A 25025-nucleotide genomic window follows, 5' to 3' on the forward strand; every position below is an offset into this window, starting at 1 on the left:
AGGCCCCGTCCCCACCGGAACCGCGGCGACGACGCCGCAGAAACGAGCGACCATGCGTTTGCGCACCTGTTTCCTCGTGCTCGCTACCGCGCTTGGCCTAGCCGGATTCGCCGGTCAGGCCGGTGCCGCCACCGGACCGACCTCGACGCCGGCGATCATCGGCGGCGGCTACGCCTCCAACGCCCCGTGGGCGGCGCGGCTGTTCGTGAACGGCAGGCAGAACTGCACGTCCACGATCATCGCGCCGCAGTACATCCTCACCGCGAAACACTGCGTCGCCTCCAGTGGTACGTATACCTTCCGCATCGGCAGCCTCGACCAGAGCAGCGGCGGCACGATGGCCACCGGCGCCGCGATCACCCGCTACCCCGGTGCCGCTGACCTGGCCATCGTGCGCCTGTCCACCTCGGTGAACGCGACGTACTCCCCGCTCGGCACGTCGGGCGACGTCCGCACCGGGCAGACCGTGCAGGTCTACGGCTGGGGCGCGACGAGCCGCTGCGGTTCGGAGATCAACTGCCAGTCGCGGTACCTGAAGGTGGCCAATGTGCGCGTGACCTCGCCGCAGTGCAGCGACTACGAAGGTGGCGTCGCGGTCTGCGCCAACCGGATCGACGGCATCACCGCAGGCGGCGACTCGGGCGGTCCGATGTTCGCGTCCGGGCACCAGGTGGGCGTCGCGTCGACCAGCGACCGGCAGTACAGCACCGCCTACACCAACATCACGCAGTACCGGAGCTGGATCTCGCAGGTCGCCGGAGTCTGATTTTGTCGGTGGTCCGGCCTAGTGTTGGGAGTGCGCACCGCTTCCGTTGCGCGGAGGAGGAGAACGATGCCCGACAAGCTGATCCCGGGGCCGGACCACCCGATCACCGTTGAGCCGAACCCCGCGCGGGTGGTGGTCAAGGCGGGCGACCGCACCGTCGCCGACACCACCCGCGCGCAGGTGCTGCGGGAGGCGAGTTACCCGCCGGTGCAGTACATCCCGCTGGAGGATGTGGACCTGGCGATGCTGTCGCCGACTGAGCACCGGACGCATTGTCCGTACAAGGGGGATGCGTCGTACTACAGCCTCACTGTGGTGCCGGACGGCGAGAACGCGGTGTGGGTTTACGAGGAGCCGTATGACGCGGTGGCTCCGATCAAGGGGCATGTCGCGTTTTATCCGGACCGGGTGGAGATTGAGGAGGTGGCTGGCTGAGGCGTGCGGGTTTAGGCCGGTGAGGGCCGGTATCGGCGCTTACGAGACCCTGGACGCCCGCGATTCGCGGCCAGTCAACGGCACCCGTGGCTGGCCAGTCGTGCGTGTTTACGCCGGTTAGGACCGGCATCGGCACTCGCGAGACCCTGGACGCCCGCGATTCGCGGCCAGTCAACGGCATCCGTGGCTGGCCTTGGTGCGCGGACGCGTGCTGGCCCCGTCCTGGCCTCGGTCCTGGTCCTGGTCCGCAACTGGGTGTGGTCCTCGGCTGGTCTTTGGCCGGTGCCGATCCGGGTGCGCGGCGGGTACTGGCTCCGTGCCAGTTCTGGCCTGCTGCGGGTGCTGGCTCGTTCTGCCCTGACCCGCGGCTGACTCCGGGCCGGTGCTGATCCTGCCCGAGCGCGGATCAGCGGGCTCAGCGAGCGGCGGCTCCGTCGTCCTCGAGCCATGAGGCCTCCCCGGCCTGGTGCAGCGCGTTCCACAGCAGGTTGAGCGGGTGGCTGTCCGGGTACGAGGACCGTTCGCCGCGGCGGGCGAACACGCCTACTAGCAGTTCGAGTTTTGGCTCGATGTCGTCGACGAGGGTGATTGTGCGCAATCCGGATGCGGCGTGCAGGCGGTTTTCGCCTGCCGCCTCGCCGAGGCCTTGGGTGACGAGCATGCAGCCGCGGATCAGACCCGAACGGAGCAGTTCGAATCCGTATTGCGCGGAGTCGATCTCGGCTACGATGTCGAGCCGGTTGCGGTAGTCGGAGCCGAACCAGCCGCGCATAAAGTCATTGATCACGCCGCCGCTGGGCACGACGAGCGGCAGCGTCGGCAATTGGCTCGTGGACACGGGCTCGCCCGCGCGCGGAGTGTCCATATTGGTCACGATGCCGAGTCCGCTGCGCCGCCATTCCAGCACGTCGACGGTGTCGAGCGCGTTGGTCGTGACGACGCTGCCGCAGACCAGGTCCACGTCCTTGGCCAGCAGGCGGTCGATCAGGTCCTTGGTGCGCACGTGCACCACGTTCAGCTCGATGTCGCGGGCGCGGAACTGCTCGGCGACGAGATCGCCGGCGTGCGCGAGGCTGCCGAGGGTGTAGCGGGTCGCGCCGACGGTCAATGTTCCGCCGAGTTCGCGGCGGCATTCGTGAATGGTGTCCAGCCATTCGGTGAGCGTGCGGCGGGCTTGCTGCGCTACCGCGCGTCCGGTGTCGGTAAAAAGAACGTCTCGGCCGCGTCCCTGGCGGTGCAATAATGGTTCTCCGCACAATTCCGAAAAATTGCGGTTGAGGGTGTCGAGTTGTTTCTGCACACTGGACTGGTCGCGGCCGAGAGTGCGGGCCGCGGCGAGGGCGGTTCCGGTTTCCGCGACCGTGATCAGCGTGCGCAACTGGTCGAACGTCGTGTCCAGCAGGGCCGGTGACGAGCGCAGGAGCCGGCTGAGGACGTTGAACGACGGCGATCGGAACGGGCTGGGTGCGGACATCTGGCAAAGCTCGCCTTCTGCGTTCACTTCTCGGACGCCGGAGAGCCTAACCCGGCTCTCCTGATCTCGCGGCCAGTTAAAAAAATCTGCAGATAATATCGGCGAACCGGTGGACGGCGCAAGCAGTCGGCGGGAAACTCCGTCACGCTTGATTCGATTGCTCATCCAAGGAGTTCGACAGAAGTGAGTTCGTACAGTTCCACCGGCGCGCGTCGTTCCCGCACCCTGACCATCGGCGGGGGGCTGGGGCTGATCGGCGCGCTCAGCGGGCTGCTGTGGGGTGCGATGGTGCTGGTGCAGGGCGAGGGCCTGATCCGCCCCGCGGTGCAGGACTACCTGCAGGCCGAAGGCCACGACCTGGCCTCGAGCGGTCTGCTGACGGCGGACGACCTGACCGGGATCGCCATGTCGTCGTTCAACAGCCGCGCGGCGATTTGGCTGGTCATCGGCCTGGTGACCTTGGTGTCGGCCGCGATGGTGCTCGCCGCGCACAACTGGGCCCGGGTGGTGCTGACGGTGTTCGCGGTCTTCGGCATCGGCCTTGGCCTGCGCGACCTGATCGACCTGAACCCGCCGCTGCTCAACGCCTTCGACGCGATCGCGGTGCTGAGCCTGCTGGCGGTACTCGTCGTGCAGTGGCTGCCCGGGGCCAACCGGGCGGTCCGCGCCAGGAAGAACGCGGTGATCGCCCGCAAGGCGGCGGCGTTCGCGGTCTGAGGACCTGGCCGAAGCTGGGGCGGCGCTCGCGGGGAAGCGGCGCTTGCGGGCGGGACGTCTGAGGGGTCGTGCCGCTCGCGAGGGATTGTGGCTGTTGAGGGACGGGTGCCCAAGCAGTTGAGCGGTGGCTGTTGAGGGGCAGCACCCGGAATGACTGCCGGGGCGGCTGGTGAGGGGCAGTTGCTCGGAAGGGCTGTTTGGCAGCGTCCGGAGGGGACAGCGGGGGCGGGCTGCTGGAGGGGGACGTTCGACGGGCAGCGCTTGAGGGGAGCGACGCCCGAGGGGAGTTCCGCGAGAGGGGAGTTCCGCCTCGCCGTCTGACCTGCGGCGAGGCGGGACCGGGTCGCGGAACCAGCCGGTCGGCGGGAGCGGAATTCGGCTAGTCGTACCAGTGAAGCACCGCTTCGCGCCGGTCTTGGGGGTTCGGCGCGAGCGTGCTATGCACCAAGAGTCGGCGGCGTCGGACGCATCCCGGTTTCCGGGTCCACGGCGGTGCCGTCCTCGGCGAAGAGGTCGACGTCGAGGACGTACTTGCGTTGGTGCTCTTCGTCCTCCTCGCCCTTGCCGCGTTGACCGCCGGGGGCCACCGCGCCGGGCGTGCCTTTTCCGCCGGTGGCACCACGTTCTGCGCTGACTCGGGAAGCCGCGCCTTCGCCGGTCCGCGGGCCCGCTTCGCCGCCGAACCGTCCGGAACCGCCGCCTGGGCGTCCGGAGGTGCCTCCGCTGCCGGGCCGTCCCGAGTCGCCGAGTTTGCCGGGGACGCTGCCGGTCCGTCCGGGGCTGCCTAGCCGTTCCGAGATACCGCCGCTTCTGCCGGATACGTCAGGCCCGGCGATCGGGGTGATGCCGAAATCGTTCCCTGGGCCCGGTATTGGGGGAGTTTTCGTTCCGCCGCGCCATGGGTTGTCCACAGTGGACCCCGAGGCCGGTGGTGGGGTGTATCCGGACGTGCTCGTGTGGTCGTTCCCTGGCGCGGAGTACTCCGGCCCGTTCGTGACGGGGGAGGTGTGCGGAGGCGAGCCGTGGTACGCAGCGCCCGGCCCGGACGTCGGGCCGGGTGCGGCCGGGGAGCGATGAGAAGGATCGGGGCTGGGTTTTGTTGCTGTGTCGGGATGTTGCTGCTGGATGGTCAGGTCGCCGCCGTCGTAGGCGCCGATTTTGCCGTAGTCGACCTTCAGTTGCTGGGTGTTGCCCTGGCTGTCCGAGGTGAATTTCTCGTACGTCTCAAGGTTTTTCTGCTGCGCGCTGCCGTGCTCGGCGAATTGGGAGAGGACGTCCGCGTTCATCAGGCCCACCGTGGGCGCCAGGTCGCCGGTGGGCGCGGGCGGGATCGACGTGAGCTGGTTGCGCAGATTCTCGTGCAGGGCGATGCCGGTGGAGTGGGTGTTTTCGTTGGCGGAGAAGGCTTGGTGCGCGTCGACCATCGAGGCACGGACTTTGCGCAGCCGCTCGGCCACGAGGTCTGCTCCCTCGCCGGTCCAGGACGATTCCAGCTTCGTCAACGTCCCGGACAGGTCCTGGCTGAGCATTTCCTGCTCGGCGGCCAGTTCCCGCGCCGCGGCGGTTCCTTCGTGCCATCCGCTGGGGTCCGAGGCCTGTACCGCCTTGACGATGTCCTCGATCGGCATCGTCAGCTCTTGGTGCTGGTCGAGGTACTGCTTGATCGGCTCCCAGAATTTCATGTCACCGCCCGGCCTTCCGCTTCAGTGTGGTGACGACGTCATTGGCGACGTCGGCCGCGAGCGGGCACGGATCGGCCTTGTTCACCTTGCTGTCGCGCGGTGCGACGTGCGCGAGGAAAGAGAGCCGGTCGGTGACGCCGACGTTGACGTCGCAGCTGCTCGAGAACGGGCCGGGGCTCGAACTGTAGGCGACTGCGGGGAAGCCCTGGATCGGCGGGAGAGCGTCGAAGCGTTTCATGCGCGGCCGGACGTTGGCGTAGGCGTTGCTGAGCCCGTCATTGTCGTTGCCGTAGAACGACACTCCGATGAATCCTCCGGACGCGGAGTTGGTCCAGGTGCAACCGGGGACGGCGTCGTTGTCCGGTTTTCCGGGGATTTCCGAACCGAGTTGCGCTTTGATCTGTTCGGGGGTGAGCGCTTGGCACGGGGAGAGGGAGAACACGTCGTCGGGGAGCGGATTTTCGACCTTCGGTGCGCCGCCGTAGGGCAGGGTCCGGCCGGACGGCGAGGTGGTCGGCGTCGCGGTGCCGTCCGTGGGGGTGGAGCAGCCGGCTGCGAGGGCGGCAAGGCCGAGCACCGCGACGATCGTGCGCAGATTCATCAGATTTTTCCTTGAGACCCGACTTCGGGATTCGTGCTCCGCATGGCCTTGGCCTGGTCCTGATCGCCCTGGCCGATCGCGCTCAGCGCCTTCTCGATCCGGTCGATCAATTCGGTGACGTAGGAAAGTTGCAGATCGATATGCCCGCCCCCGTAGGAGGACGCGCCGAGCTTTCCGTTCCCGTCGCCGACCATGGCCACGTGCATCGCCATCGTCGACGGGTCTGTCGACGGCGGCTTCATGCCGCACAGCTTGGCGACCTTGTACTGCATTGCGTGCAACCTGTCCCGGTACCCCTTCAGGTCATGAAGAACCTGCTTCGCGAGGTCGACGTCCAGGGAGAACCCGTCGCGCCGGGGCGCGGATTCCCACGGGTGAAAGATCGAGAACTCGACGTCCTCCCACACGCGAAGCCCTCCCCATGTTCGGTGTCATCAAATGCAGACAGCTAACAAAGTAGCCGATCACTCACTGCCTGTGTGACGTTCTCCGAAATGCGGAAGACGGCTAGACATTAATGCTCTAGACGCAATTTCTATGGCAATCCAAGAGCGGTTATGAACACCCAGCTCAAGCGGCCGACAAATGCCGGACCGCGGCGCGGTGGACGGCGGGCAGCAGGGGGTTTTCGTCGTCGCCTCGGGTGGCTACCACGATTTGGCACGGGGCGATTCCCTCGATCGGCACCGTGGTCAGGTCTGGGCGGGTGCGGATGCGGCAGTCGCCCAGCGGCAGGACCGCGACGGCTTGGCCTTCCGCGACCAGTTCCAGTTTGTCCTCGTAGCTGTCCGCGAGGGGTGGCGTGAGCGGCGCTGGGACGCCGTCCGGGCGGGGTTCCAGGCGCCAGAACTCGCGCCAGGTCGTGGTGGGGCCGGTGCAGGGGACTACGGGTTCCTCGGCTAGGTCGGCTACGCCTACGGAATCCTTGGCTGACAAGGGATGTTCCGTCGAAACCACCAGGACCCGCGGTTCGTCGCGGAGGACGGTGACGTGTAGGTCGTCCGCGGGGAACGGGAAGGGGAGACGGGACACCAGGGCGTCTACGCGGTGTTCGGGCAGTGCGGTGGTGTCGTTCCAGCGCAGGTGGCGGGTGCGGATGTCGGCGTCCGGGTGTTGGCGGCGCAGGTCGCGGACTACGGGGGTCACGATGAAGTCGTCGGTGTAACCGAGGGTGACGGTCGGCGGGGCTGCGGCGGCTTTCGCGGAGCGGCGGGCTACGTGGGCGGTTGCGAGCAACTCCTGGGCGTGCGGGAGGAAGGCCTCGCCGGCCTCGGTGAGCTGGGTGCCGTGCCGGGTGCGTTTCAGCAGGTGTACGCCCAGTTGGTCCTCTAGACGCTGGAGTTGCCTGCCCAGTGACGGCTGTGCGACGTGCAGTGCGGCGGCGGCTCGGCCGAGGTTGCGGTGTTCGGCGACGGCCAGGAAGTACCGCACCAGGCGCAGGTCGAAATCCGCGCTGGGGTCGAGCGGGCTGGTCACGAGTCCAGGTTACGCGTCCTGCGGTTCGGGCATCACGACCTGCGAAACGGGTCTTGGACGTCGGCGGGGGAACGGTTCTTGACTGGAGTCATGAAGCACGAAGGCAAGCGGGTTGTGGTTATTGGCGGGACCAGTGGGTTTGGGTTCACGGCCGCGAAGCAGTTGGTGAATGAAGGTGCGCGGGTGATGGTCACCGGGCGTAAGCAGGAGCAGTTGGACAAGGCTGCGGTTGAGCTGGGCGAACGCGCCGTAGCGGTGCGTGGTGATATTGCTTCGTTGGCGGATATCGATGCGTTAAGGGAGCGCGTCAAGAATGAGTTCGGGACAGTGGATGCGGTGTTTGTGAATGCGGGGATCGCGAAGATGGCACCAGCTTCCGACGTGGGGGAAGAGGATTACGACGAGTTGTTCGCGGTCAATGCGAAGGGCCCGTACTTCGCGGTGCAGAAGCTCGCACCACTGCTGAACGAGGGCGGGGCGGTGGTGTTCACGACGTCGGTGGCGAACGTCCGCGGGTTGCCGATGATGAGCGGGTATGCCGCGACGAAGGCGGCGCTGCGTTCGATGACTCGCAGCTTCGCGACCGAGCTGCTGCCGCGGAAGATTCGGGTCAATGCCGTCAGTCCGGGGCCGATTGACACCGGGATCCTTGACCGTTCGCTGCCGCCGGAGGTCGCGGCGTCGACGAAAGCCCAGATGACGGCGGACAATCCGATGTCCCGTTTCGGGCTTCCGGAGGAGGTCGCGACGGCGATGTTGTTCCTTGCCTTCGACGCCACCTACACGACGGGAGCGGAGTTGGCGGTCGACGGCGGCGCGTCTCAGCTCTGAAGCATCCGTCGCCATCCGTCCGCGGTGCAGTGGCACAGCTGGGCCGGGTTCACCGCGGCTGGGTCGAGCAGGTTCTGCAACGCGATGCCGCGCAGCTGCCCGACGATGGCGACGGCGGTTTGCTCCGGATCGATGTCGGGGCGGATGGTGCCGTCGGCGATGCCTGCGGCGATCTCTTCCCGCAGGTCAGCGCGGAAGGCGTGGTCGCGTTCGCGGAAGATCGGGGCGAGTTCCGGCGCGGTCATCGATTCCGCCCACAGCACCAGGAAAGCCCGGCTGAGCACGTCTGGTTCGTTGAGCCGCGCGAGGTAGCCGTCGATCAGCCGCAGCAAGCGGTCCAGGCCGGGTGCCACGGTGTCCAGGCCGGGGACGAAACCGGTTTGCGTGGTGCGGGCTAGCTGTTCCAGCAGGGCTTGTTTGCCGCCGAAGTGGTGGGTGACCAGGCCTCGGCTGTACCCGGCGCGCTCGCCGACGCGCGCCAGCGTCACGGCGCGGACGCCCTCCTCGACGACCAGTTCGGCCGCGGCTTCGAGCAGCGCGGCCGCGGCTTGGTCGCGACGTTCCTGTTGAGTGCGGCGCGGCATGGAACAGGACCCTACAACATACTTGCCAGCTGACAAGCAAGTGTGCGTAGAGTGGTGGTGACCTGAGGGAGGAAGACCGATGACCGCAGTTTTCGTCCACGGCAATCCGGAGACCCCGGCGGTGTGGGAGCGTCTGCTCGCCGAGCTGGGCGACCGGCGCACCGTGTGCCTGTCGCCGCCGGGATTCGGCGCGCCGCTGCCCGCCGGGTTCGGCGCGACCGCCGTCGAGTACCGCGACTGGCTGATCGGCGAGTTGGAGAAGTTCCCCGAACCGGTCGACCTGGTCGGCCACGACTGGGGCGGCGCGCACGTGCTCAACGCCGTCATGGCCCGTCCGGAGCTGGTGCGCAGCTGGGCCAGCGACACGGCGGGCGCGTTCGATCCGGACTACGTGTGGCACGACCTCGCGCAGGGGTGGCAGAAACCGGGCGTCGGCGAGGAAGCCGTCGCGGCGATGTTCGGCGTGCCGGCGGAAAAGCGGGCCGAGCGACTGGTCGCCGGCGGGATGCATGAGTCGGTGGCGGCCAAGGTCGCCGCCGGGATGGACGACGACATGGCCCGCGCGGTGCTGCCGCTCTACCGGTCCGCGGCGCAGCCGGCGATCGCGGAGTTCGGCCGGAATCTCGAACGCGCGGCGGAGCGTCCGGGGCTCGTCATCTTGGCGACCGAGGACCACTACGTCGGGACCGACGAGCAGCGCCGTCGCGCGGCCGCGCGGGCCGGGGCGAAGGTCGCGGTGCTCGAGGGGCTCGGGCACTGGTGGATGACGCAGGATCCGGTCCAGGGCGCGCGGATCCTCACGGAGTTCTGGGGATCCTGACCGCGGAACGGGTCAGGCCCGCGCGACGAGATGGAACACCCGGCTGAGCCGCCGGTACGGATCGCGTCGCGCGGCCTCCAGTTCGACCTCCGCGATCTCGGCGATCCGGCCCTCGTCGGGGTCGAGGTCCAGCCAGTCGGCGAACAGCCAAACCCCGTACCAGGCAAGGGGTTCCGCCCCCTGGCCGACGAGCAGCTGGGACAGGCCCGCCACCGTGTCCGCGCGGGTGTCCACGCCGAGGACGCCCCGCTCCCGGTGCGCGTCGAAGGCCGCCAGCGCGTCGCTCCACCGTCCTTCCAACGCGGGGAGGACGGCCAGCGTCTCGGCGTTGAGCGCCATCACCGAGACGATCCCGCCGGGTGCCGCGCAAGCGCACAACGCGTCGATCATCGGGACGGGATCGTCCACGTACATCAGGACGCCGTGGCACAGCACCGCGTCGAACTTCTGCCCGCCGACCGCCACGACGGCGTCCTCGCCGCGGCCGCGCACCAGCCGGACCCGCTCGCGAACCTCGGCCGATTCCGTGGCGAGCCGCTCCTCGGCCTTCGCCAGCATCGCCTCGGATGAATCCAGCAAGACGACGTCGTAACCCATGCGCGCCAACGGGAACGACTGATGCCCGGCACCGCCGCCGGCGTCGAGCACCGTGGCCGGCGGCGGGGGCAGGTGCGTCATGAGCTGCTGGTGCAGGACGTACGTGCGTACGCGGCCTTTGACGGACGCGTACGCGCCTTCCACGAACGGGCTCGCCAGCGCGGCCCAGGCGTCGGTCTCCATACCGTTCATCCTCCGCCCGGACAGGCAGTGACGCGCGTCACATAAGGTCTATGTCCAGAACTCGCCCGCGCCTCCGACCACTCCCCGAAAGACCCCGAAACCACGAGGAGCAAGACGATGAAGTTCCTGGTCAGCCTGCACATCAACCAGTCCGTCCTCGACGCGCTGACCGACGAGGAGAAGGAAGCTCTCGGCAACGGCGTCACCGCGTTCATGGAGTCGGCGAAGAAGTCCGGCGAACTGATCGCCGCCCAGGCGCTGGCCGATCCGTCGCAGGCCGCGGTGGTGTCGGTCCGCAACGGGCAGCCGGTGGTCACCGACGGGCCGTTTCTCGAGTCCAAGGAGTTCCTCGGCGGCTTCTACCTGATTGACGTCGAGAGCAAGGAGCGCGCGATCGAGCTGGCCGCGCAGATCCCGGACGCCGCGATCGAGGGGCTCGGCGTCGAGGTGCGCCAGATCATGTTCTCGGAAGGACAATTGGACGCGTGACCGCTCCCGCCGTCGAGGACCTGCTGCGCGAACTCGTGCCGCAGGTTCTTGGCGTGTTGGTGCGCCGGTACGGCCAGTTCGAGGGGTGCGAGGACGCGGTGCAGGAGGCGGTCCTCGCCGCTTCCCAGCAGTGGCCGGTCGAAGGCGTGCCGAACAATCCCCGCGGCTGGCTGGCGACGGTCGCGTCCCGGCGCTACGTCGATCAGCTGCGCAGCGATCAGGCGCGCCGCGAGCGGGAGCTGGCGAACGCCGTCGAGGCCGCGCCCGAGGTGCCGGACACCGACGACACGCTGCTCCTGCTGTTCCTGTGCTGTCATCCAGCGCTGACGCCGGCGTCGCAGACCGCGTTGACCTTGCGCGCGGTCGGCGGTCTGACCACGGCCGAGATCGCCGCCGCGTTCCTGGTGCCGGAGGGCACGATGGCGGCCCGGATCAGCCGGGCGAAACAGCGGATCAAGGCGGCGGGCAGTTCGTTCCCCGGTGCGGAAGGGCCGGAGCGGCTGGCGGTCGTGCTGCAGGTGCTGTACCTGATTTTCAACGAGGGCTACACCGCGTCTTCCGGCCGCGACCTGCACCGCGCCGACCTGGCGTACGAGGCGATCCGGCTGACCAGGATGGTGCACGCGCAGCTGCCGGACGACAGCGAGGTGACCGGCCTGCTCGCGTTGATGCTGCTGACGCACGCCCGCCGCGCGGCTCGCACGACGCCGTCCGGCGACCTGGTGCCGCTGGCCGACCAGGACCGCACGACGTGGGATCGCGCCATGCTCGACGAGGGCACCGAACTGGCGAAAGTGTCGCTGGGCGGTTCGACGCTGGGGCCGTATCAGCTGCAGGCGGCGATCGCCGCGACGCACGCCGACGCGGAGACGGCGGAGGAGACGAACTGGCGGCAGGTGCACGCGCTTTACCTGATCCTGGAACGGATCGCGCCGAATCCGGTCGTGACGCTCAACCGCGCGATCGCGCTCGCCGAGACCGAGGGACCGCGGGCCGGGCTCGCCCTGTTGTCTACATTGGACAGTGAGGAGCGGATGGCGCGGCACCACCGGTTGCTGTCGGTGCGCGCGCATTTGCTGGAGAAGGCCGGGGATCTGCCTGGCGCGTACGAGAACTACCGGCTGGCGGCGAAGGCGACGGCGAGTATCGCGGAAAAACGCTATCTGGAATCCCGGGCCGCTCAAGTGCGGAAGTGAATTCTCCGCGACCGGGCTCGCGGGCCGGTCCCGGGGCCGGGTAGGTTTCGCGGGGTGTCCCGGACGTCCGCGAGCGTGCCTGACGAGGTCCTGCACGACTCGATCGTGGACCGGTTGTTCGCCCGCGCTGCCGACGAACGCCCGCTGTTCACCCACCAAGACCACACCCGCGGCGTCGAGCACACGCTGACGTGGGCCGAGTTCGCCGGAGGAGTCCGGGTCGTGGCCGGGGAATTGCGCCGGGTCGCCGAACCGGGGGAGCGCGTCGCGATCCTCGCCGGACAGGAACTCGCTTATCCGCTGGCGTTTTTCGGCGCTTTGGCCGCCGGGATGGTCGCCGTTCCGTTGATGCTGCCCGGCAATCGAGCGCAGGCCGACCGGCTCGCCGGGGTCCTCGCCGACTCCGGCGCGCGAGTGTGGGCGACGTCGTCGGCGGTCGCGGCGAAGGTGCGCGAGTTCAGCGATCCCGGCGAACTCGTGGTGGTGGACGAGCTGTCCGGACCGGGCGCCGACCCGGTTCGCGTGGACCCGGAAAGCCCGGCCTACCTGCAGTACACGTCGGGCTCGACGCGCGAGCCGGCGGGCGCGGTGATCCCGCACCGGGCGATCGTCGCGGCCTGCTGGCAGGCCAGCCGCGCGTACGCCTCGGACGAGCAGACGACCTGTGCCGGCTGGATCCCGTTCTTCCACGACATGGGCCTGATCCAGCTGCTGTGCCTGCCCGTTTACGTCGGCGGCCGCTCGGTGTTCATGTCACCGGCCGAGTTCGTGCACCGGCCACAGCGCTGGCTGCGGCAGCTGTCGGACTATCCGGCCGTCTTCACCGCCGCCCCGAATTTCGCCTATGACCTGGCCGCCGACGTCGGTGCCGAGGACGATCTCGACCTCTCGGACGTCCGGGTCGCGCTCAACGGCGCCGAGCCCGTCCGGCCGCGCACGGTCGAACGCTTCCACGAGGTCTTCGGCCCGCGTGGGTTTCGGGCGGAGGCGCATCGCCCGTCGTACGGGCTGGCCGAGGCCACGGTGTACGTCGCGAGCGCTGGCGAAGAAGGCCCGCGCGGCGCGGTGCTCGACCGGGAAGCGCTGGCGCAGGGCCGCGCCGTCGAAACCCCGGACGGGCAGCCAGTCATGTCGGTGGGGCGGCCGGTCGGGCAGCTCGTCCGGATCGTCCACGACGGACACGAGCAGCCCGAGGACCAGGTCGGCGAGATCTGGGTGCACGGGCCGAACGTCGCGTCCGGCTACTGGGGGCGCGGCGACGCGGACTCGTTCGGCGGGGTCCTCGGCGGGCTCGACGGCTGGCTGCGCACCGGCGACCTCGGCGTGTTCCATCGCGGCGACCTCTACGTGACCGGCAGGCTCAAGGACCTCATCGTCATCGACGGCCGCAACTTCCACCCGCAGGATCTCGAAGCCGCGGCGGGCGAGGCGCATCCGGCGATCCGGCGCGACCGGGTCGCCGCGTTCGGCGTCGCCGACGAGCAGGGCGAGGGCGCGATGGTGGTCGCGGAATGGGCGCGCGGCGCGGAAGCCGAGGTCAAGGACGTGACACGGGCCGTGCTGCGGGCGGTGTCGAGGGAGCACGATCTTACTCTCCGCGCGGTACACCTGGTCCCTTCTGGCGGACTTCCGCGCACTTCCAGCGGAAAGGTCGCCCGGTCCGCCGCCAAGGCGCGTTACGGTGGCGTCCGTGGGTGATCACTGCGCCGAGGTCACGAAGGTCGTCAGCGACACCTTCCGGCTCGACCCGGCCCTCGTCGTGCCCGACGCTCCGCTGGAGGAGCTGGGCATCGACTCGAAGGGCCGGATCAAGCTTCTCGCGGCGCTGGAGATCTACTACGACGTGTCGATCGATCTGGACCAGCTCGATCGGTTCACCGACGTGGAATCCGTGGCGGACGTGCTCGCGGAGGCCCTGGCAACTAGCCGAGCTGAGGAGAAGCACTGAAATGAGCGGTGGGGGCGGGTACACCGCGACAACCGAAGCGTTGTCGAAGGCGTCGACCAAAATCGGTGACCTGGCGGAGAAACTGCTGGACGACAATCCGGACCTCGAGCACTCCGAGCTGACCAAGGAGAAGTTCGGCCGGGTGCACCAGGCACATTCCGACAAGTACTTCGAGGGGTACAAGCAGCTGTGGGGAGCGGTCTCCGGCTACAGCAAGGCTCTCGAATCGTTCGGCACGAACATCAAGACCGCCGGATCGGCCTACGGCACGAACGAAAACAACCAGGTCGGCACGATCAACAACACCGGTAACAGCGGCGGGGTGCTCTGATGTCGGACAAGAAGTGGGCAGACGTCAAGAAGCTGCTCGACGACCCGGCCGTGCCCGCGGACCAGAAAGCCGACCTGATCAGGGCCTGGAGGTTCGACCACCAGGACGCGTCCGGCGACGAGGCCAAGGAGTCCCAGAAGTATCTGGACACCTACGGCGGCGCGCTCCAGGTCGGAGAGTTTCCCGGCAGCGGCCCCTCGCTCGACGACGCGTTCGACAAAGCGAAATCGAAAGGCCAGCAGGCCAGCTACAACGAGGACCAGAAAAAGAAGGACGTCGACAAGGGCAAGGCCGACCTCGACAAGAAGCAGCCGCCTGCCCCCGGCGAGGGCAAGGACGCCGGGGCCACCGGCACGAAGACGTCCGACGAAATCTTCGACACCGCGGCTCCCGCGTTGAAGGTGTTCGAGACCTTCGGGTCGCTGCTGGAGAAGCTCCCCGACGACTGCAAGGGGAACACCCGCAAGCTCGACCTGGACAAGGACATCCGGGGCCCGTTCGACGAGCAGCGCGGCATCAGCTTCGAGGGTTTCATCAACGACGCCGCGCACTTCAAGCACGGTTCGGAAACCGTGAAGTCGACGCTGACCGAGACCGGGAAGGAACTGGGCACCCTGTTCCAGACCTGGACCGGGGCCGGAGCCGACGCGGCGTCGGACAAGTACAACGACAGCATCCAGAAGAAGGCCGCGAAGCTGGGGGACGACCTCAACCACGCCAGCGAAGCGACGCTGCACACCACGAAGACGCTGTTCGACCTGTGCAAGGGGAAGGCCGACCAGGTCATCGCCCTGTACCGCGACCAGGTCGGCAAGGCCGACTACACGATGGCGCAGAAGGTCATCGCGGTCGCCAACGGCGAGCACGGCAGCGTCGACGACCTGGCCCAGATCGCCGGCTGGATGGACTACAACTTCGGCACCAACCTGGTCGACACCCTCAACGACCAGGGCTGCTGCAACGACGACGAGATCCAGAGCCACGGCAAGGACCTCGCCAAGCAGTGGATCATGAACCAGTTCAACCCCGACATGTGGGACACCATCTACAAGGGGTTCGAGAAGGCCTGCAAGGACGCCAAGGACCTGGTCGACAAGGCCTACGACGCCCTTGACAAGGAGATGGGCAAGCTCAAGAACAAGTTCGAGGGTGCCGCGGACGGCGGGGCCGGTGGCGCTGGCGGGGCTGGTGGCGGTCCTGGCGGCGGTGGTCCTGGTGGGACTGGTGGCGGTCCTGGCGGAGGTGGCCAGGGCGGTGGTCAAGGTGGCGGCCAGGGCGGTGGTCAGGGTGGTCCTGGCGGCGGCTACGGCGGTGGCAGCGGTGGCGGTACTGGCGGCGGTCACGGTGGTGGCACTGGCGGCGGGACCGGTGGCGGTGCTGGCGGCGGGTCCGGTTCGGACAAGCCGCAGGGCGACCATTCCGGTGGCTCCGGCGGCGGTATCGGTGGGGGCACCGGTGGCGGGTCTGGTTCGGGCGGCGGGTCCGGCAGCGGCTCCGGCGGGGGCGGCGGGAAGGTTCCCGACCTCGACGTTCCGTCCGATTCGCCGGGCGGCGGCAGCCTCGGCGGGGGCTCGGGCGGCGGTCCCGGTGGCGGTACGGGTGGCGGCGGTCCGGTCGATGGCCCGCCGATCAAGACCGATTCCGGTGGCGGGTCCGGTCCGGGTGGTTCGGGGTCCGGCGGTGGACAGGACAACGGCCAGTCCGAGGAAGAGGCCAAGCAGAAGGCCGAGCAGGAAGCCAAGCAGAAGGCTCAGGAAGAGGCCAAGCAAAAGGCTCAGGCCGCGATGGACTCCCTGAAGAAGGACGCGCAGGGCAGTCACGGCGGGGGCAGCCTCGGCGGTCCCGGCGAGCCCGGCGGCGGGGACAAAGGCCCAGGGGACAAGGGTCCCGACGGCAAAGGCCCCGACGACAAGGCTCCCGGCGACAAGGGCGGCGGGGGTTCCGGCGGCGGCGGTCCGGTGGACGGTCCGCCGATCAAGACCGACACCGGCGGCGGTCCCGGTGGTGGCGGTCCCGGCGGCGAGGACGGCAAGCCGGGCGACGACGATGGCAAGGGTCACGACGGTAAGCCCGGTGACGACGACGGCAAGGGCCATGACGGCAAGCCCGGCGACGGTAAGCCGGGTGACGACGACGGTAAGGGGCACGACGGTAAGCCGGGCGAGGACGACGGCCGGGATGTCCTGAAGGTCAAGCAGGGCGACAAGACCTTCGAAATGTCCGAGCCGGACCACGACGGCAAGATGGACATCAAGATCGGCGAGGGTTCCGGGCACGTCAAGGACTTCAAGATCGACTGGTCCGACGACAAGTCCGCGGCGCACGGCGGCGAGGACGGCCACGGCAACGAGGTCCACCATCCCGGCGCGGACGGCAAGATCCACCTCCGCGACGGCGACACGAAGATCACCGCCGAGCGTCCGGACGGGCCGAACGGGCCGACTGTCGTCACGGTCGACGACGGCAAGGGCAACCCGACGACCTACACGCTCGGCGAGGAGGACAAACCGCAGGGCGGAACCGGCAAGCACCACGCGGGCGACGGTCCAGGCCAGCACGACGACGGTCCGGGCAAACACGCCGGTGACCACAAGGGACCCGACGGTCCCGGGCACGGCGGGGCCTCGCCCAGCGGCAGCCACCCCTCGCCGACGCATCCGATCGAGGGCGGCCCTGGTCCGGAGATCTCGCACACCGGCGATCCGTTCGGCGGGCACCCCTCGCCGACGCATCCGATCGAAGGCGGCCCCGGTCCAGAAATCTCGCACAGCGGCGGTCCGGCAGGCGGTGGCCCAGGGGCCTCGCATCCGGGAGAACCGCTGCACCACGGTGTCCCGAGCGGTGCACCCGGTCATCCGATGCAAGGCCCGGGTCCGGAGATTTCGCACAGTGGCGGTCCGGGCGTGCCCGCGGGTGCCCCGAGTGCTCCGCTGCACGCCGCGCCGGTGGCCGGGGTCGACAGCACGCCGGTTTCCGGCACTAACACCGGCGGGTTCTCGCAGCCGGCGGGCGATCACCCCGGCGGCGGTCAGCAGGGGTCCAGCGGGATGCCCGGCATGGGCGCGATGGGCGGCGGCCACGGCGGTGGCGGCGGCGGTGGGGAGACCGAGCGGCGCGCGGCGTACCGCGTGGAGGGTGCGGTCTTCGACAACCTCGGCGAGCCGGCCAGCCGGATCACTGGTTCACTCGACGATGACGACGACGCGCCGATCATCCGGACCAGGTAGGAGCGACGCATGAGCGAAACCGCCGCGATGAAGGCCGAACTGGACGCGCTGGTCCGGGAGCAGGCCGACCGGAGGGCACTGCGCGAGCAGAAGGCCGAGGAGGTCAAGGCGCAGTCCCAGGAGTACATGACCAAGCAGGTGCAGGCGGCCGAACGGTACGTCCAGCACCGGCGGGAGCTGGGGAAGCGCAAGACCAAGTCCGGGTGGAGCACGGACCGGCCGAGCACCGAACCGCCCTCGGCGTTCGATTCCGACGAGTTCGGGAACGAGCCGGGTTCGGCGTCGCCGTTCGCGGTGACGCCGGATCAGCGTCCGCCGCGGGCCGAGGCACCGCGGCGGCCGAGCCGTCGTCCGCGTCCGGTGGAGGACGACGAGGACGACGACGCCTTCCTCAACAACCGTTGGCGCGATTGAGGTTCTGACCCGGGAGGGGGCTCGCGTGCCCCCTCCCGGCGGTCAGATCCGGACCAGCATCTTCCCGACGTTCTCCCCGTGCAGCATTCCGATGAACGCGTCCACCACCTGCGAGAACCCGTCGGCCACGGTCTCGTTCACGAGCACCTGACCGCTCCGGACGTGCGGGATCAGGAATTCCTCGAACTCCTCGCGCGCGTCGAGGTGATTGCGCACGAGAAACCCTTCGATCCGCAGGCTTTTCCCGACCACGTCGAACAGATTGTGCGGCGCGCTCGGCGGCGTGCGCAGGCTGTTGTACTGCGCGACCGAACCGCACCAGGCGACCCGGCCGTGGTCGCGCAGGACGTCGATCGCGGCAGCCAGATGGTCGCCGCCGACGTTGTCGAAGTACACGTCGATTCCGTCCGGCGCGGCTTTCGCGAGCAGGTCGGTGACTGGGCCGTCGTGGTAGTCGAAGGCGGCGTCGAAACCGAGGTCGCGGGTCAGGTGCTCGACCTTCGCCGCGGATCCGGCGCTGCCGACGATCCGTCCCGCGCCCAGCAACCGGGCGATCTGCCCGGCCGCGCTGCCCACGGCACCGGCCGCCGCGGAGATGAACACGTCGTCGCCGGGCCGGACCTGCGCGATCCGGGTCAGGCCGACGTACGCGGTGAGCCCGGTTCCACCGAGAATGCCGAGGTAGGCGCTCAGCGGAACGCCGTCCGCCGGGGTGATCACACGGGCGTCGGCGGCGGTGAGGACGGCGTGGGTGGCCCAGCCGTGCCGGTGGAACACCGTCGTGCCGGCCGGCAAGGCCGGTTCTTTCGACTCGACGACCTCGCCGATCGTGCGGCCTTCCAGGCCCGCGCCCAGCTCCCAGCCGCCCCATTCCATCAGCTCGCGCATGTACGGATCGACGGACAGGTAACGGTTTTCGACCAGCACCTGGCCATCGGCGAGGTCCGGCAGCGGCCGGGTGACGAACTCGAAATCGGCGGCGCTCGGCGCGCCCTCGGGGCGGCGGACCTGGCGGACGGCGGTCAGGGACACGGGATCTCCTTAATGAATGACGCTGACCAGCAACGTAGGCGCGCGGAAGCCGTTCGGGCAGCCGCCGGGATCGATGGACCGGGCCGATCCATGAATCTCGCTCATGGGTCCGGCTAGGCTGGCCGCATGGATGCTGTCGACCTCACGCCGGGCGAGCTGCGCCTGCTGCTCGCGGTGGAGCGCACCGGCAGCTTCACCGCCGCGGCCGCCGAGCTGAGTCTTACCCAGTCCGCGGTCTCGCACGCCGTCCGGACCTGCGAACGCAAGGTCGGCGCCGTCCTGTTCGACCGCGGCCGGACCGGTGCCCGTCCCACCGCGGCCGGTGCCCGCGCGCTCGTGCACGCGCGGCTGATTCTGCGCCAGCTCGACGTTCTCCGCGCCGAAGCCCGGGGCGCGGCAGCCGGAACCCTCACCGGGCCGCTGCGGATCGCCGCTTTCCGCAGCGCCGCCGCCCAGCTCCTGCCGCCGGCGCTGGAACGCTTGACCGCCAAGCACTCCGGCCTGCGTCCGCAGGTCCTGATCGTCCAGGAACTGGGCCGCGGCACCGCGGGCGAGGTCGCCGACGGCCGCGCGGACGTCGCCATCGCCACCCTCGGCGAGGACGAAACCCCGCCGGCCGGCTTGGTCGCCGGGGAACTGCTGCGCGAGCCGTACTTCCTCGTCAACCCGGCCAACCGCGCCGATCCGCGCGTCCTGCCGCTGCTCGACTGGCCGGAAAACTGCTCGTCCTACACCCGGTCCTGGTGGGCTCGGCAGGACTGGCTGCCGTCGGCGAAGATCGATGTCGCCGACGACGGGGTGGTCCTTTCCATGGTGGCACAAGGGGTTGGCATGGCGATCCTGCCGAAGCTCACCCTCGCCGCGGCTCCGCCGGGGGTCGAGGTGACCCCGATCGCCGACCCGCCCACCCGACGGATCGGGTACGTCGCCACGTATGCCGGGGCGCAGTCCCTCGCGGTGCGCGAACTGGTGCGGGAGCTGCGGGAAGTGGCGGCCCGGGAGAACGTGGCGTCTTGATCCCGGACAAAGACCATCGTGCCCGGGAATTTGACTCGTCCCGCGCGTCCGAACGGAGGTTGTGCCGCCGCGCGCGGCGGTCAGACTGGAGGCTCGCGGGAGCTGTCCCGCGGCGATGGCCCTGAGCTGGCCGTCGGTCGAGCCCATGCCGGTAAACCGCCTGTTCGGTACGTGGATGCTGCTCGTCGTTTCGTCCTTCCCTGGCAGGCGGGAGCGAAGGAGGACGGATGAGATTCGCCGGAAAGGCACCCGCTGTGCTGGCGGCCGTCGTGGCGGTGGTGATGTCGTTGCCCGCGTCGGCGTCGCTGGCTACCGATCTGCCCGCACCAGCCTGTTCGCCGGACACCACGGTAGTCACCGACGACGGCCCGGTGTGCGGTATCGCGGGCGCGGAGGTCAAGTCATGGCAAGGAATTCGCTATGCCGCACCGCCGGTGGGCAATCTGCGCTGGGAAGCGCCGCGGCGGCCGGAGCCCTGGACCGAACCGTTCGCGGCGACCGCGGAGGGCAACCAGTGTCCGCAGCCGGCCGGTACCGGTCCTGGTTCGGACAACGAGGATTGCCTCAACCTGACGGTGCGCGTGCCGGCGAAAGCGGGTCTAGGTCCGCTTCCGGTGATGGTGCAGATCCACGGCGGCGGATTCCTGTTCTGGAAACCGCAGGACGCGAGCCGTCTCGTGACGGGCGGGAACGTCATCAGCGTGGAAGTCAATTACCGGCTGGGGATTTTCGGTTTCCTGGCTCATGAATCGTTCGGGGAGCACGCTGGCGACTACGGTCTTCAAGACCAGCAAGCCGCTCTCCGCTGGGTGCAACGGAACATCGCGAAGTTCGGCGGAGATCCGCACAATGTCACCATTTACGGCGATTCCGCGGGTGGTTCGAGCGTCTGCGCGCACACCGCTTCGCCAGGCTCGGCCGGGTTGTTCCAGCGCGGGATCAGCCAAAGCGGGGAGTACAACTCGCTGCTCGGCATCGACACCGTGTGGCAAACGCAGGACTGCAAAGCGAAACTGCCCACTGAGAAAGAAGCTCAGCTTGCCGGTGCGCGATTCGCCACCGCCCTTCGGTGCAGCACCGCTGCCTGCCTGCGCCGGTTGCCGGCGCGGGACGTGCTCAACCAGGCGGGACGCGGGCGGGGGCCGGACAGCGGCACCATCGCGCCGATCGTCAACGGGACGACCCTGCCGATGTCGCCCGCCGAGGCGTTCGCTACTGGGCACGTCAATCGCGTGACGCTGATGCACGGCGTCGACCGCGACGAAACCCAGCTTCCTTCCGCCACGACCGCGGCCGACTACGACAATCTGGTCAACCAGCAGTACGGCAAGCACGCGCGCGAGGTCCGCGCGACGTACCCGCTGAACCGTTTCCCCGCGCCAGCCCCATTCCTCGCTTTCCGGACTATCGTCGCCGACTCCAACTCCGTCTGTCCCGCACTGCTCAACGACGAGCGGCTGTCGCGGCACATCCCGGTCTTCGCCTACCAGGTCGACGACACCGACGTACCGGCGCAGTTCTTCGTCGATCCCGCTAAGCCGAACGGCGCTTATCACATCGCCGAATGGCTGCTGCTGTTCCCGAACGGCGTCCAGCTCACGCCCAATCAGCAAGTGCTCTCCGATCAGCTCGTGACGCAGTGGACCGGTTTCGCCCGCACCGGAAATCCCACTGTGGACGGTGCGCCGAGCTGGGAGCCGTACACAAAGGACAATCCAGCGGTCATGGTGCTCAATGCCGCCGGGGACAGCCAGATCTCCACGGAAATCCCGCGGCAGCACCACTGCGGCGACCTCTGGGACCCGTTGACCCCGTTCACCCAGCACTGATCGCGAACGGGTGCGCTGGATTATCCAGCGCACCCCGTTTTTCGGTGCGGAATTCGAGAACTTCCTGCCCTGGCCCGGAATTTTCCGAACTCTGCTGACAGTGCGCACGCTGACGGCTACTGTTGATGGTCCGTCAGGGGACACGCTGTCAGGCAGGGTGGGCGGGCACGGGGGCATCGAATCGAGCATGGCTGACACCGATATCGCAGACAGAGCCACGCGTTCTTTCCGTACCGCGATATCGCTCGCGCAGTGGAATCTGTGGACCCAGCGTCCCAGTCTGATCGCCTACTGCCTCCTGATCGAGACCGTTGCCGTGGTCACGACCGCGATCACGGCGTTCACCGAACACGTCTCCGGCTGGGATCTGCTCGTCTTCGGCTTGCTGAGCGGATTTGGTCTGCTGCAAGCCGAACTGGGTCGCGAGGTCGAACGGCTCCGGCTCATGTCAGGCAGCCCGCACATCAACCTGACGTCGGTGTGGAGCTTCGCCGGCGTGCTCGTGCTGCCCTCGGCGCTGGTCACCGGACTCGTCGCGATCCTCTACTTGTATTTGGCCGTGCGCCGCCCTTATCGCCTCCGCCGCGGTGCGCCGTTCCGCGTGGTGTTCAACGCGGCACTGGTGGTTGTCACCTGCCAGGCGACGGCGGCTGTCCTCTCCCGGACTCCCGCCCCGGATCTCGCCGCCGCCCTGCATGCCGGGTGGGTTGGCTCCGGCTGCCTCGCCCTCGCGACTGTCGCCTACTTCGTCATCGCTGCCCTGATCACGATCCCCGGGCTCAGCGCGCCGGACCGGTCGCCTCGCACCTTGTTCGGCGGCTGGGGCGACAACCTGCTCGAAGTCGCGACGCTCTGCCTCGGCATCCTGACCGCGCTCGCCGTGACAACCATGATCGAGCTGGCCCTCTGCATCCTCCCGCCGTTGCTGGTCATCCACCGCGCGGTGCTGGTGAAGCAGCTGGAAATCGCCGCCACCACCGACGAGAAGACCGGCTTGTTCAACACCACCGGCTGGCACGCCCTCGCCGCGCACGAACTCGACCGGGCGCAGCGAACCGACGACGCCGGCTTCGGCGTGCTGATGGTGGACCTCGACCGCTTCAAACGGATCAACGACGAGTACGGGCACCTCAGCGGCGACGCCGTCTTGCGCGCCGTCGCCGCCGCGATCACCGGCGCGGTACGCGATTACGGCTCGGTCGGCCGTTTCGGTGGTGAAGAGTTCGTGGTCCTGGTGCCCGACGCGCACCAGGCCGAGGTCCGCGTGGTCGCCGAACGCGTCCGGGCAGCCGTCGCCCGGCTCACCGTGGAAGTGCCCGCCGCCAGCGGCCGGAAGACGATCGACGGACTCTCCGCCTCGATCGGCCTCGCGACCTATCCCGAGTCCGGTTCCGCCATCGACAGCCTGGTCCACGCGGCCGACCAGGCGCTCTACCGCGCGAAGGACACCGGCCGCAACAAGGTCGTCAGCATCGCCGACCTCGGCTGACCGGCCTTGCCCCGGCGCTCGAAATGACATACCGTTCCGTCACTGACACGCGATTCCGCAGAGGTGGTCGATGACCCAACGCGCACTGGTGCTCGGTTGTGGCGGCACGCTCGGCTTCGCCTGGACGACGGCGGCCCTCGCTGCGGTCGAGGCCGAGCTGGGGTGGGACGCCCGTGAGGCCGACGTCCTGGTCGGCACGTCGGCGGGCGCGGAGATGGCGGCGTTTCTTGGCTCGGGCATCGGGGTCGGCGAGGTCATGGCCGCGCTGCTCGGTGAGTCGGCCGACGAACGCATCACGCACCATCTCGCTCAGCATCCGGACATGCTGCCGCCGTTGCCCGCGCCCGTTTTACCTGGTCTAGGCCTGACCGCCGCTGCGTTGCGCGGGCGGGCCGACTTGCTGGCCGGACTGGCTGGGGTGCTGCCGAGAGGACGCGGCGACGCAAGGTGGCTGCGCGATCTCGGTACCGCGCTGGCCAACGCCGACGGCTGGGTGGACCATCCGAAGACCTGGCTCATCGGTGCCGATATCCGTACCGGGGAGCGGGTTTCGTTCGGGAATTCGCGCCGTACTCAGCTCGGTGCCGCGATCGCCGCGTCCTGGGCCATTCCCGGATGGTTCCCGCCGGTCGCCATCGGCGGACGCCAGTACGTCGACGGCGGCACCGTCTCGCCGACCTCGGCCGATCTCGTGCTTCTGGCCGGCGTCGAGGAGGTCGTGCTCATACCGCCGATGTCCACCTCCGGCGGCGCGCGCGGCCGTGGTCTCGCCCGGGTCGAACGGCTGGCCCGGCGCGCGATGACGAAGCGGGTCGACGCCGAGGTCAAGCAGCTTCGCGCCGCTGGCCTCCGGGTCATCCGGATCGAACCCGGGCAGGCTGAGCTGGACGTCATGGGGCCCAACTTCATGGATCTGCGCCGCCGTCCAGACGTGCTTCGAGCCGGTCGCGCCCTGACCCCGGCGCGGGTGCGCGTCGCCATCGAGCAAGGAGCGACCCCATGAGCTATCCCAGGATCGACCTCGCTGGCGCGTCCGTCGCGATCACCGGCGGGGGTGCGGGGATCGGCCGCGCCGCCGCCGAACTGTTCGCGCGCCGGGGAGCGCGCGTCGCCATCGGCGACCTCAACCTGCCGGCCGCCGAGGAGACTGCCGCGACGATCGGCGGCACCGCTCACCACCTCGACGTCGCCGACCGCGATTCGTTCGCCGCCTTCGTCGCGGCGGCCGAGAAGGCGCACGGACCGTTGCACGTGCTGGTCAACAACGCCGGTCTCATGCCGAACGGCGGCTTCCTCGAACTCTCCGACGCCACCGACCGGCTGCAGATCGACGTCAACCTCGGCGGCGTCCTCAACGGCCTGAAGGAGGTGCTGCCCGGCATGGTCGAACGCGGGTCCGGCCACGTCGTCAACGTCGCCTCGCTCGCGGGCAAGTTCCCGGTCAAAGGGCTTGCCGTCTACAACGCCACCAAGTTCGCCGTCGTCGGCCTGACCGCCGCGACGCGTCTGGAGTTCGCGGACGCGGGCGTCAGCATCAGCGCGGTGCTCCCGTCGGCGGTCGACACCGCGCTCGCCTCGGGACTGGACATGCGGCCGATTCCGAAGGTGCAGCCGGAAGATGTCGCCAAGGCAGTCGTCGATTCGGTGCACAACCGCCGTGCCGAGATCGCCGTCCCCGGCTACGTCGGCCTGCTCGCCGCAGCTGCGGGCATCACCCCGGAACCGGTCCTCAAGCGCATTCGCCGCCTGGTCCGCGACGACCGCGCCCTGCACGCGGACCAGCCGGAACGTTCGGCGTACCGGGCGAATCTCGAAGCACAGGAAACCCGGCGGGCCTAACCTCAGGGGATTCCCGGACCGCGATTTGGGTGGTCTGCCCGGATGTTC

General features: G+C 68.9%; 25 protein-coding genes. 17 read left to right on the top strand and 8 right to left on the bottom strand.

Going from position 1 to position 25025, the window contains the following annotated elements:
* The first annotated feature begins 52 nt into the window (after window positions 1-52).
* Entirely contained in the window at window positions 53-766 is a 714-nt protein-coding gene (locus RPX00_RS15260; RefSeq protein ID WP_406642929.1) for a S1 family peptidase, read from the top strand.
* 66 nt (window positions 767-832) lie between these two features.
* On the top strand, window positions 833-1201 hold the full coding sequence (locus RPX00_RS15265) for a DUF427 domain-containing protein (protein ID WP_406640185.1): 369 nt from the start codon (window positions 833-835) through the stop codon (window positions 1199-1201).
* Between the two features lie 415 nt (window positions 1202-1616).
* On the opposite strand, the gene RPX00_RS15270 is transcribed toward RPX00_RS15265, so the two are convergent.
* On the bottom strand, window positions 1617-2840 hold the full coding sequence (locus RPX00_RS15270) for a LysR family transcriptional regulator (RefSeq protein WP_406640186.1): 1224 nt from the start codon (window positions 2838-2840) through the stop codon (window positions 1617-1619).
* An 18-nt stretch (window positions 2841-2858) separates the two neighbouring features.
* Here RPX00_RS15270 and RPX00_RS15275 point away from each other — a divergent pair, with 18 nt between their 5' ends.
* The gene (locus RPX00_RS15275) at window positions 2859-3392 is read left to right on the top strand and encodes a hypothetical protein (RefSeq protein ID WP_406640187.1); all 534 of its coding nucleotides are present in this window, start codon (window positions 2859-2861) and stop codon (window positions 3390-3392) included.
* Between the two features lie 437 nt (window positions 3393-3829).
* Here RPX00_RS15275 and RPX00_RS15280 read toward each other — a convergent pair whose 3' ends face one another.
* From RPX00_RS15280 to RPX00_RS15295, 4 genes are all read right to left on the bottom strand, one after another.
* On the bottom strand, window positions 3830-5074 hold the full coding sequence (locus RPX00_RS15280; RefSeq protein ID WP_406640188.1) for a hypothetical protein: 1245 nt from the start codon (window positions 5072-5074) through the stop codon (window positions 3830-3832).
* Window position 5075: 1 nt separating this feature from the next.
* On the bottom strand, window positions 5076-5675 hold the full coding sequence (locus RPX00_RS15285; RefSeq protein ID WP_406640189.1) for a DUF3558 domain-containing protein: 600 nt from the start codon (window positions 5673-5675) through the stop codon (window positions 5076-5078).
* Window positions 5675-6082: a hypothetical protein gene (locus RPX00_RS15290; protein WP_406640191.1), complete on the bottom strand. Its 408-nt coding sequence runs from the start codon at window positions 6080-6082 to the stop codon at window positions 5675-5677. Before RPX00_RS15290 ends, RPX00_RS15285 begins: the two co-directional genes overlap by 1 nt.
* 163 nt (window positions 6083-6245) lie before the next feature.
* Window positions 6246-7151 (bottom strand): LysR family transcriptional regulator, encoded by a 906-nt coding sequence (locus RPX00_RS15295; RefSeq protein WP_406640192.1) that lies wholly within the window; start codon window positions 7149-7151, stop codon window positions 6246-6248.
* A 90-nt stretch (window positions 7152-7241) separates the two neighbouring features.
* Here RPX00_RS15295 and RPX00_RS15300 point away from each other — a divergent pair, with 90 nt between their 5' ends.
* On the top strand, window positions 7242-7982 hold the full coding sequence (locus RPX00_RS15300) for an SDR family oxidoreductase (RefSeq protein ID WP_406640194.1): 741 nt from the start codon (window positions 7242-7244) through the stop codon (window positions 7980-7982).
* On the opposite strand, the gene RPX00_RS15305 is transcribed toward RPX00_RS15300, so the two are convergent.
* Window positions 7973-8566 carry a TetR/AcrR family transcriptional regulator gene (locus RPX00_RS15305; RefSeq protein WP_406640195.1) on the bottom strand — a complete coding sequence of 198 codons (594 nt, stop codon included), beginning with the start codon at window positions 8564-8566 and terminating at the stop codon, window positions 7973-7975. The two genes, RPX00_RS15300 and RPX00_RS15305, sit on opposite strands and share 10 nt — an antisense overlap.
* A 79-nt stretch (window positions 8567-8645) precedes the next feature.
* Between RPX00_RS15305 and RPX00_RS15310 the strand changes: the two genes are divergently transcribed.
* Window positions 8646-9386, top strand: a complete 741-nt coding sequence (locus tag RPX00_RS15310; protein WP_406640197.1) for an alpha/beta fold hydrolase — start codon at window positions 8646-8648, stop codon at window positions 9384-9386.
* A 12-nt stretch (window positions 9387-9398) separates the two neighbouring features.
* Here the strand turns inward: RPX00_RS15310 and RPX00_RS15315 are convergent, their stop codons facing one another.
* On the bottom strand, window positions 9399-10166 hold the full coding sequence (locus RPX00_RS15315) for a methyltransferase (RefSeq protein WP_406640198.1): 768 nt from the start codon (window positions 10164-10166) through the stop codon (window positions 9399-9401).
* 117 nt (window positions 10167-10283) lie between these two features.
* On the opposite strand from RPX00_RS15315, the gene RPX00_RS15320 reads away from it, so the two are divergent.
* The 7 genes from RPX00_RS15320 to RPX00_RS15350 are packed head-to-tail and all read left to right on the top strand — an operon-like array spanning window position 10284 to window position 17771.
* Window positions 10284-10655, top strand: a complete 372-nt coding sequence (locus tag RPX00_RS15320; RefSeq protein ID WP_406640199.1) for a YciI family protein — start codon at window positions 10284-10286, stop codon at window positions 10653-10655.
* Window positions 10652-11851 (top strand): RNA polymerase sigma factor, encoded by a 1200-nt coding sequence (locus RPX00_RS15325; protein WP_406640201.1) that lies wholly within the window; start codon window positions 10652-10654, stop codon window positions 11849-11851. The genes RPX00_RS15320 and RPX00_RS15325 overlap by 4 nt, the downstream gene beginning before the upstream one ends.
* A 54-nt stretch (window positions 11852-11905) precedes the next feature.
* Entirely contained in the window at window positions 11906-13549 is a 1644-nt protein-coding gene (locus RPX00_RS15330; RefSeq protein WP_406640202.1) for a fatty acyl-AMP ligase, read from the top strand.
* Window positions 13542-13799, top strand: a complete 258-nt coding sequence (locus RPX00_RS15335) for an acyl carrier protein (protein ID WP_378301563.1) — start codon at window positions 13542-13544, stop codon at window positions 13797-13799. The genes RPX00_RS15330 and RPX00_RS15335 overlap by 8 nt, the downstream gene beginning before the upstream one ends.
* A gap of 1 nt (window position 13800) precedes the next feature.
* Window positions 13801-14130 (top strand): hypothetical protein, encoded by a 330-nt coding sequence (locus RPX00_RS15340; protein ID WP_406640204.1) that lies wholly within the window; start codon window positions 13801-13803, stop codon window positions 14128-14130.
* A complete protein-coding gene (locus RPX00_RS15345) occupies window positions 14130-17357 on the top strand; it encodes a hypothetical protein (RefSeq protein WP_406640205.1) in 3228 nt (1075 codons plus the stop codon). The genes RPX00_RS15340 and RPX00_RS15345 overlap by 1 nt, the downstream gene beginning before the upstream one ends.
* 9 nt (window positions 17358-17366) lie before the next feature.
* Window positions 17367-17771, top strand: coding sequence for a hypothetical protein (locus tag RPX00_RS15350; protein WP_406640206.1), 405 nt, complete (start codon window positions 17367-17369; stop codon window positions 17769-17771).
* Between the two features lie 42 nt (window positions 17772-17813).
* Here RPX00_RS15350 and RPX00_RS15355 read toward each other — a convergent pair whose 3' ends face one another.
* Window positions 17814-18803, bottom strand: coding sequence for an NADP-dependent oxidoreductase (locus tag RPX00_RS15355; RefSeq protein WP_406640207.1), 990 nt, complete (start codon window positions 18801-18803; stop codon window positions 17814-17816).
* Between the two features lie 126 nt (window positions 18804-18929).
* Between RPX00_RS15355 and RPX00_RS15360 the strand changes: the two genes are divergently transcribed.
* From RPX00_RS15360 to RPX00_RS15380, 5 genes are all read left to right on the top strand, one after another.
* A complete protein-coding gene (locus RPX00_RS15360; protein WP_406640208.1) occupies window positions 18930-19820 on the top strand; it encodes a LysR family transcriptional regulator in 891 nt (296 codons plus the stop codon).
* Window positions 19821-20047: 227 nt separating this feature from the next.
* On the top strand, window positions 20048-21649 hold the full coding sequence (locus RPX00_RS15365; RefSeq protein ID WP_406640209.1) for a carboxylesterase/lipase family protein: 1602 nt from the start codon (window positions 20048-20050) through the stop codon (window positions 21647-21649).
* 187 nt (window positions 21650-21836) lie between these two features.
* Window positions 21837-23138, top strand: coding sequence for a GGDEF domain-containing protein (locus RPX00_RS15370; RefSeq protein ID WP_406640210.1), 1302 nt, complete (start codon window positions 21837-21839; stop codon window positions 23136-23138).
* A gap of 70 nt (window positions 23139-23208) precedes the next feature.
* Window positions 23209-24141, top strand: a complete 933-nt coding sequence (locus RPX00_RS15375) for a patatin-like phospholipase family protein (RefSeq protein WP_406640212.1) — start codon at window positions 23209-23211, stop codon at window positions 24139-24141.
* Window positions 24138-24977, top strand: coding sequence for an SDR family NAD(P)-dependent oxidoreductase (locus RPX00_RS15380; protein WP_406640213.1), 840 nt, complete (start codon window positions 24138-24140; stop codon window positions 24975-24977). Before RPX00_RS15375 ends, RPX00_RS15380 begins: the two co-directional genes overlap by 4 nt.
* Window positions 24978-25025 lie beyond the last annotated feature (48 nt).

The sequence above is a fragment of the Amycolatopsis sp. WGS_07 genome (assembly GCF_045278895.1).
In the GTDB taxonomy this organism is placed as follows: Bacteria; Actinomycetota; Actinomycetes; order Mycobacteriales; family Pseudonocardiaceae; genus Amycolatopsis.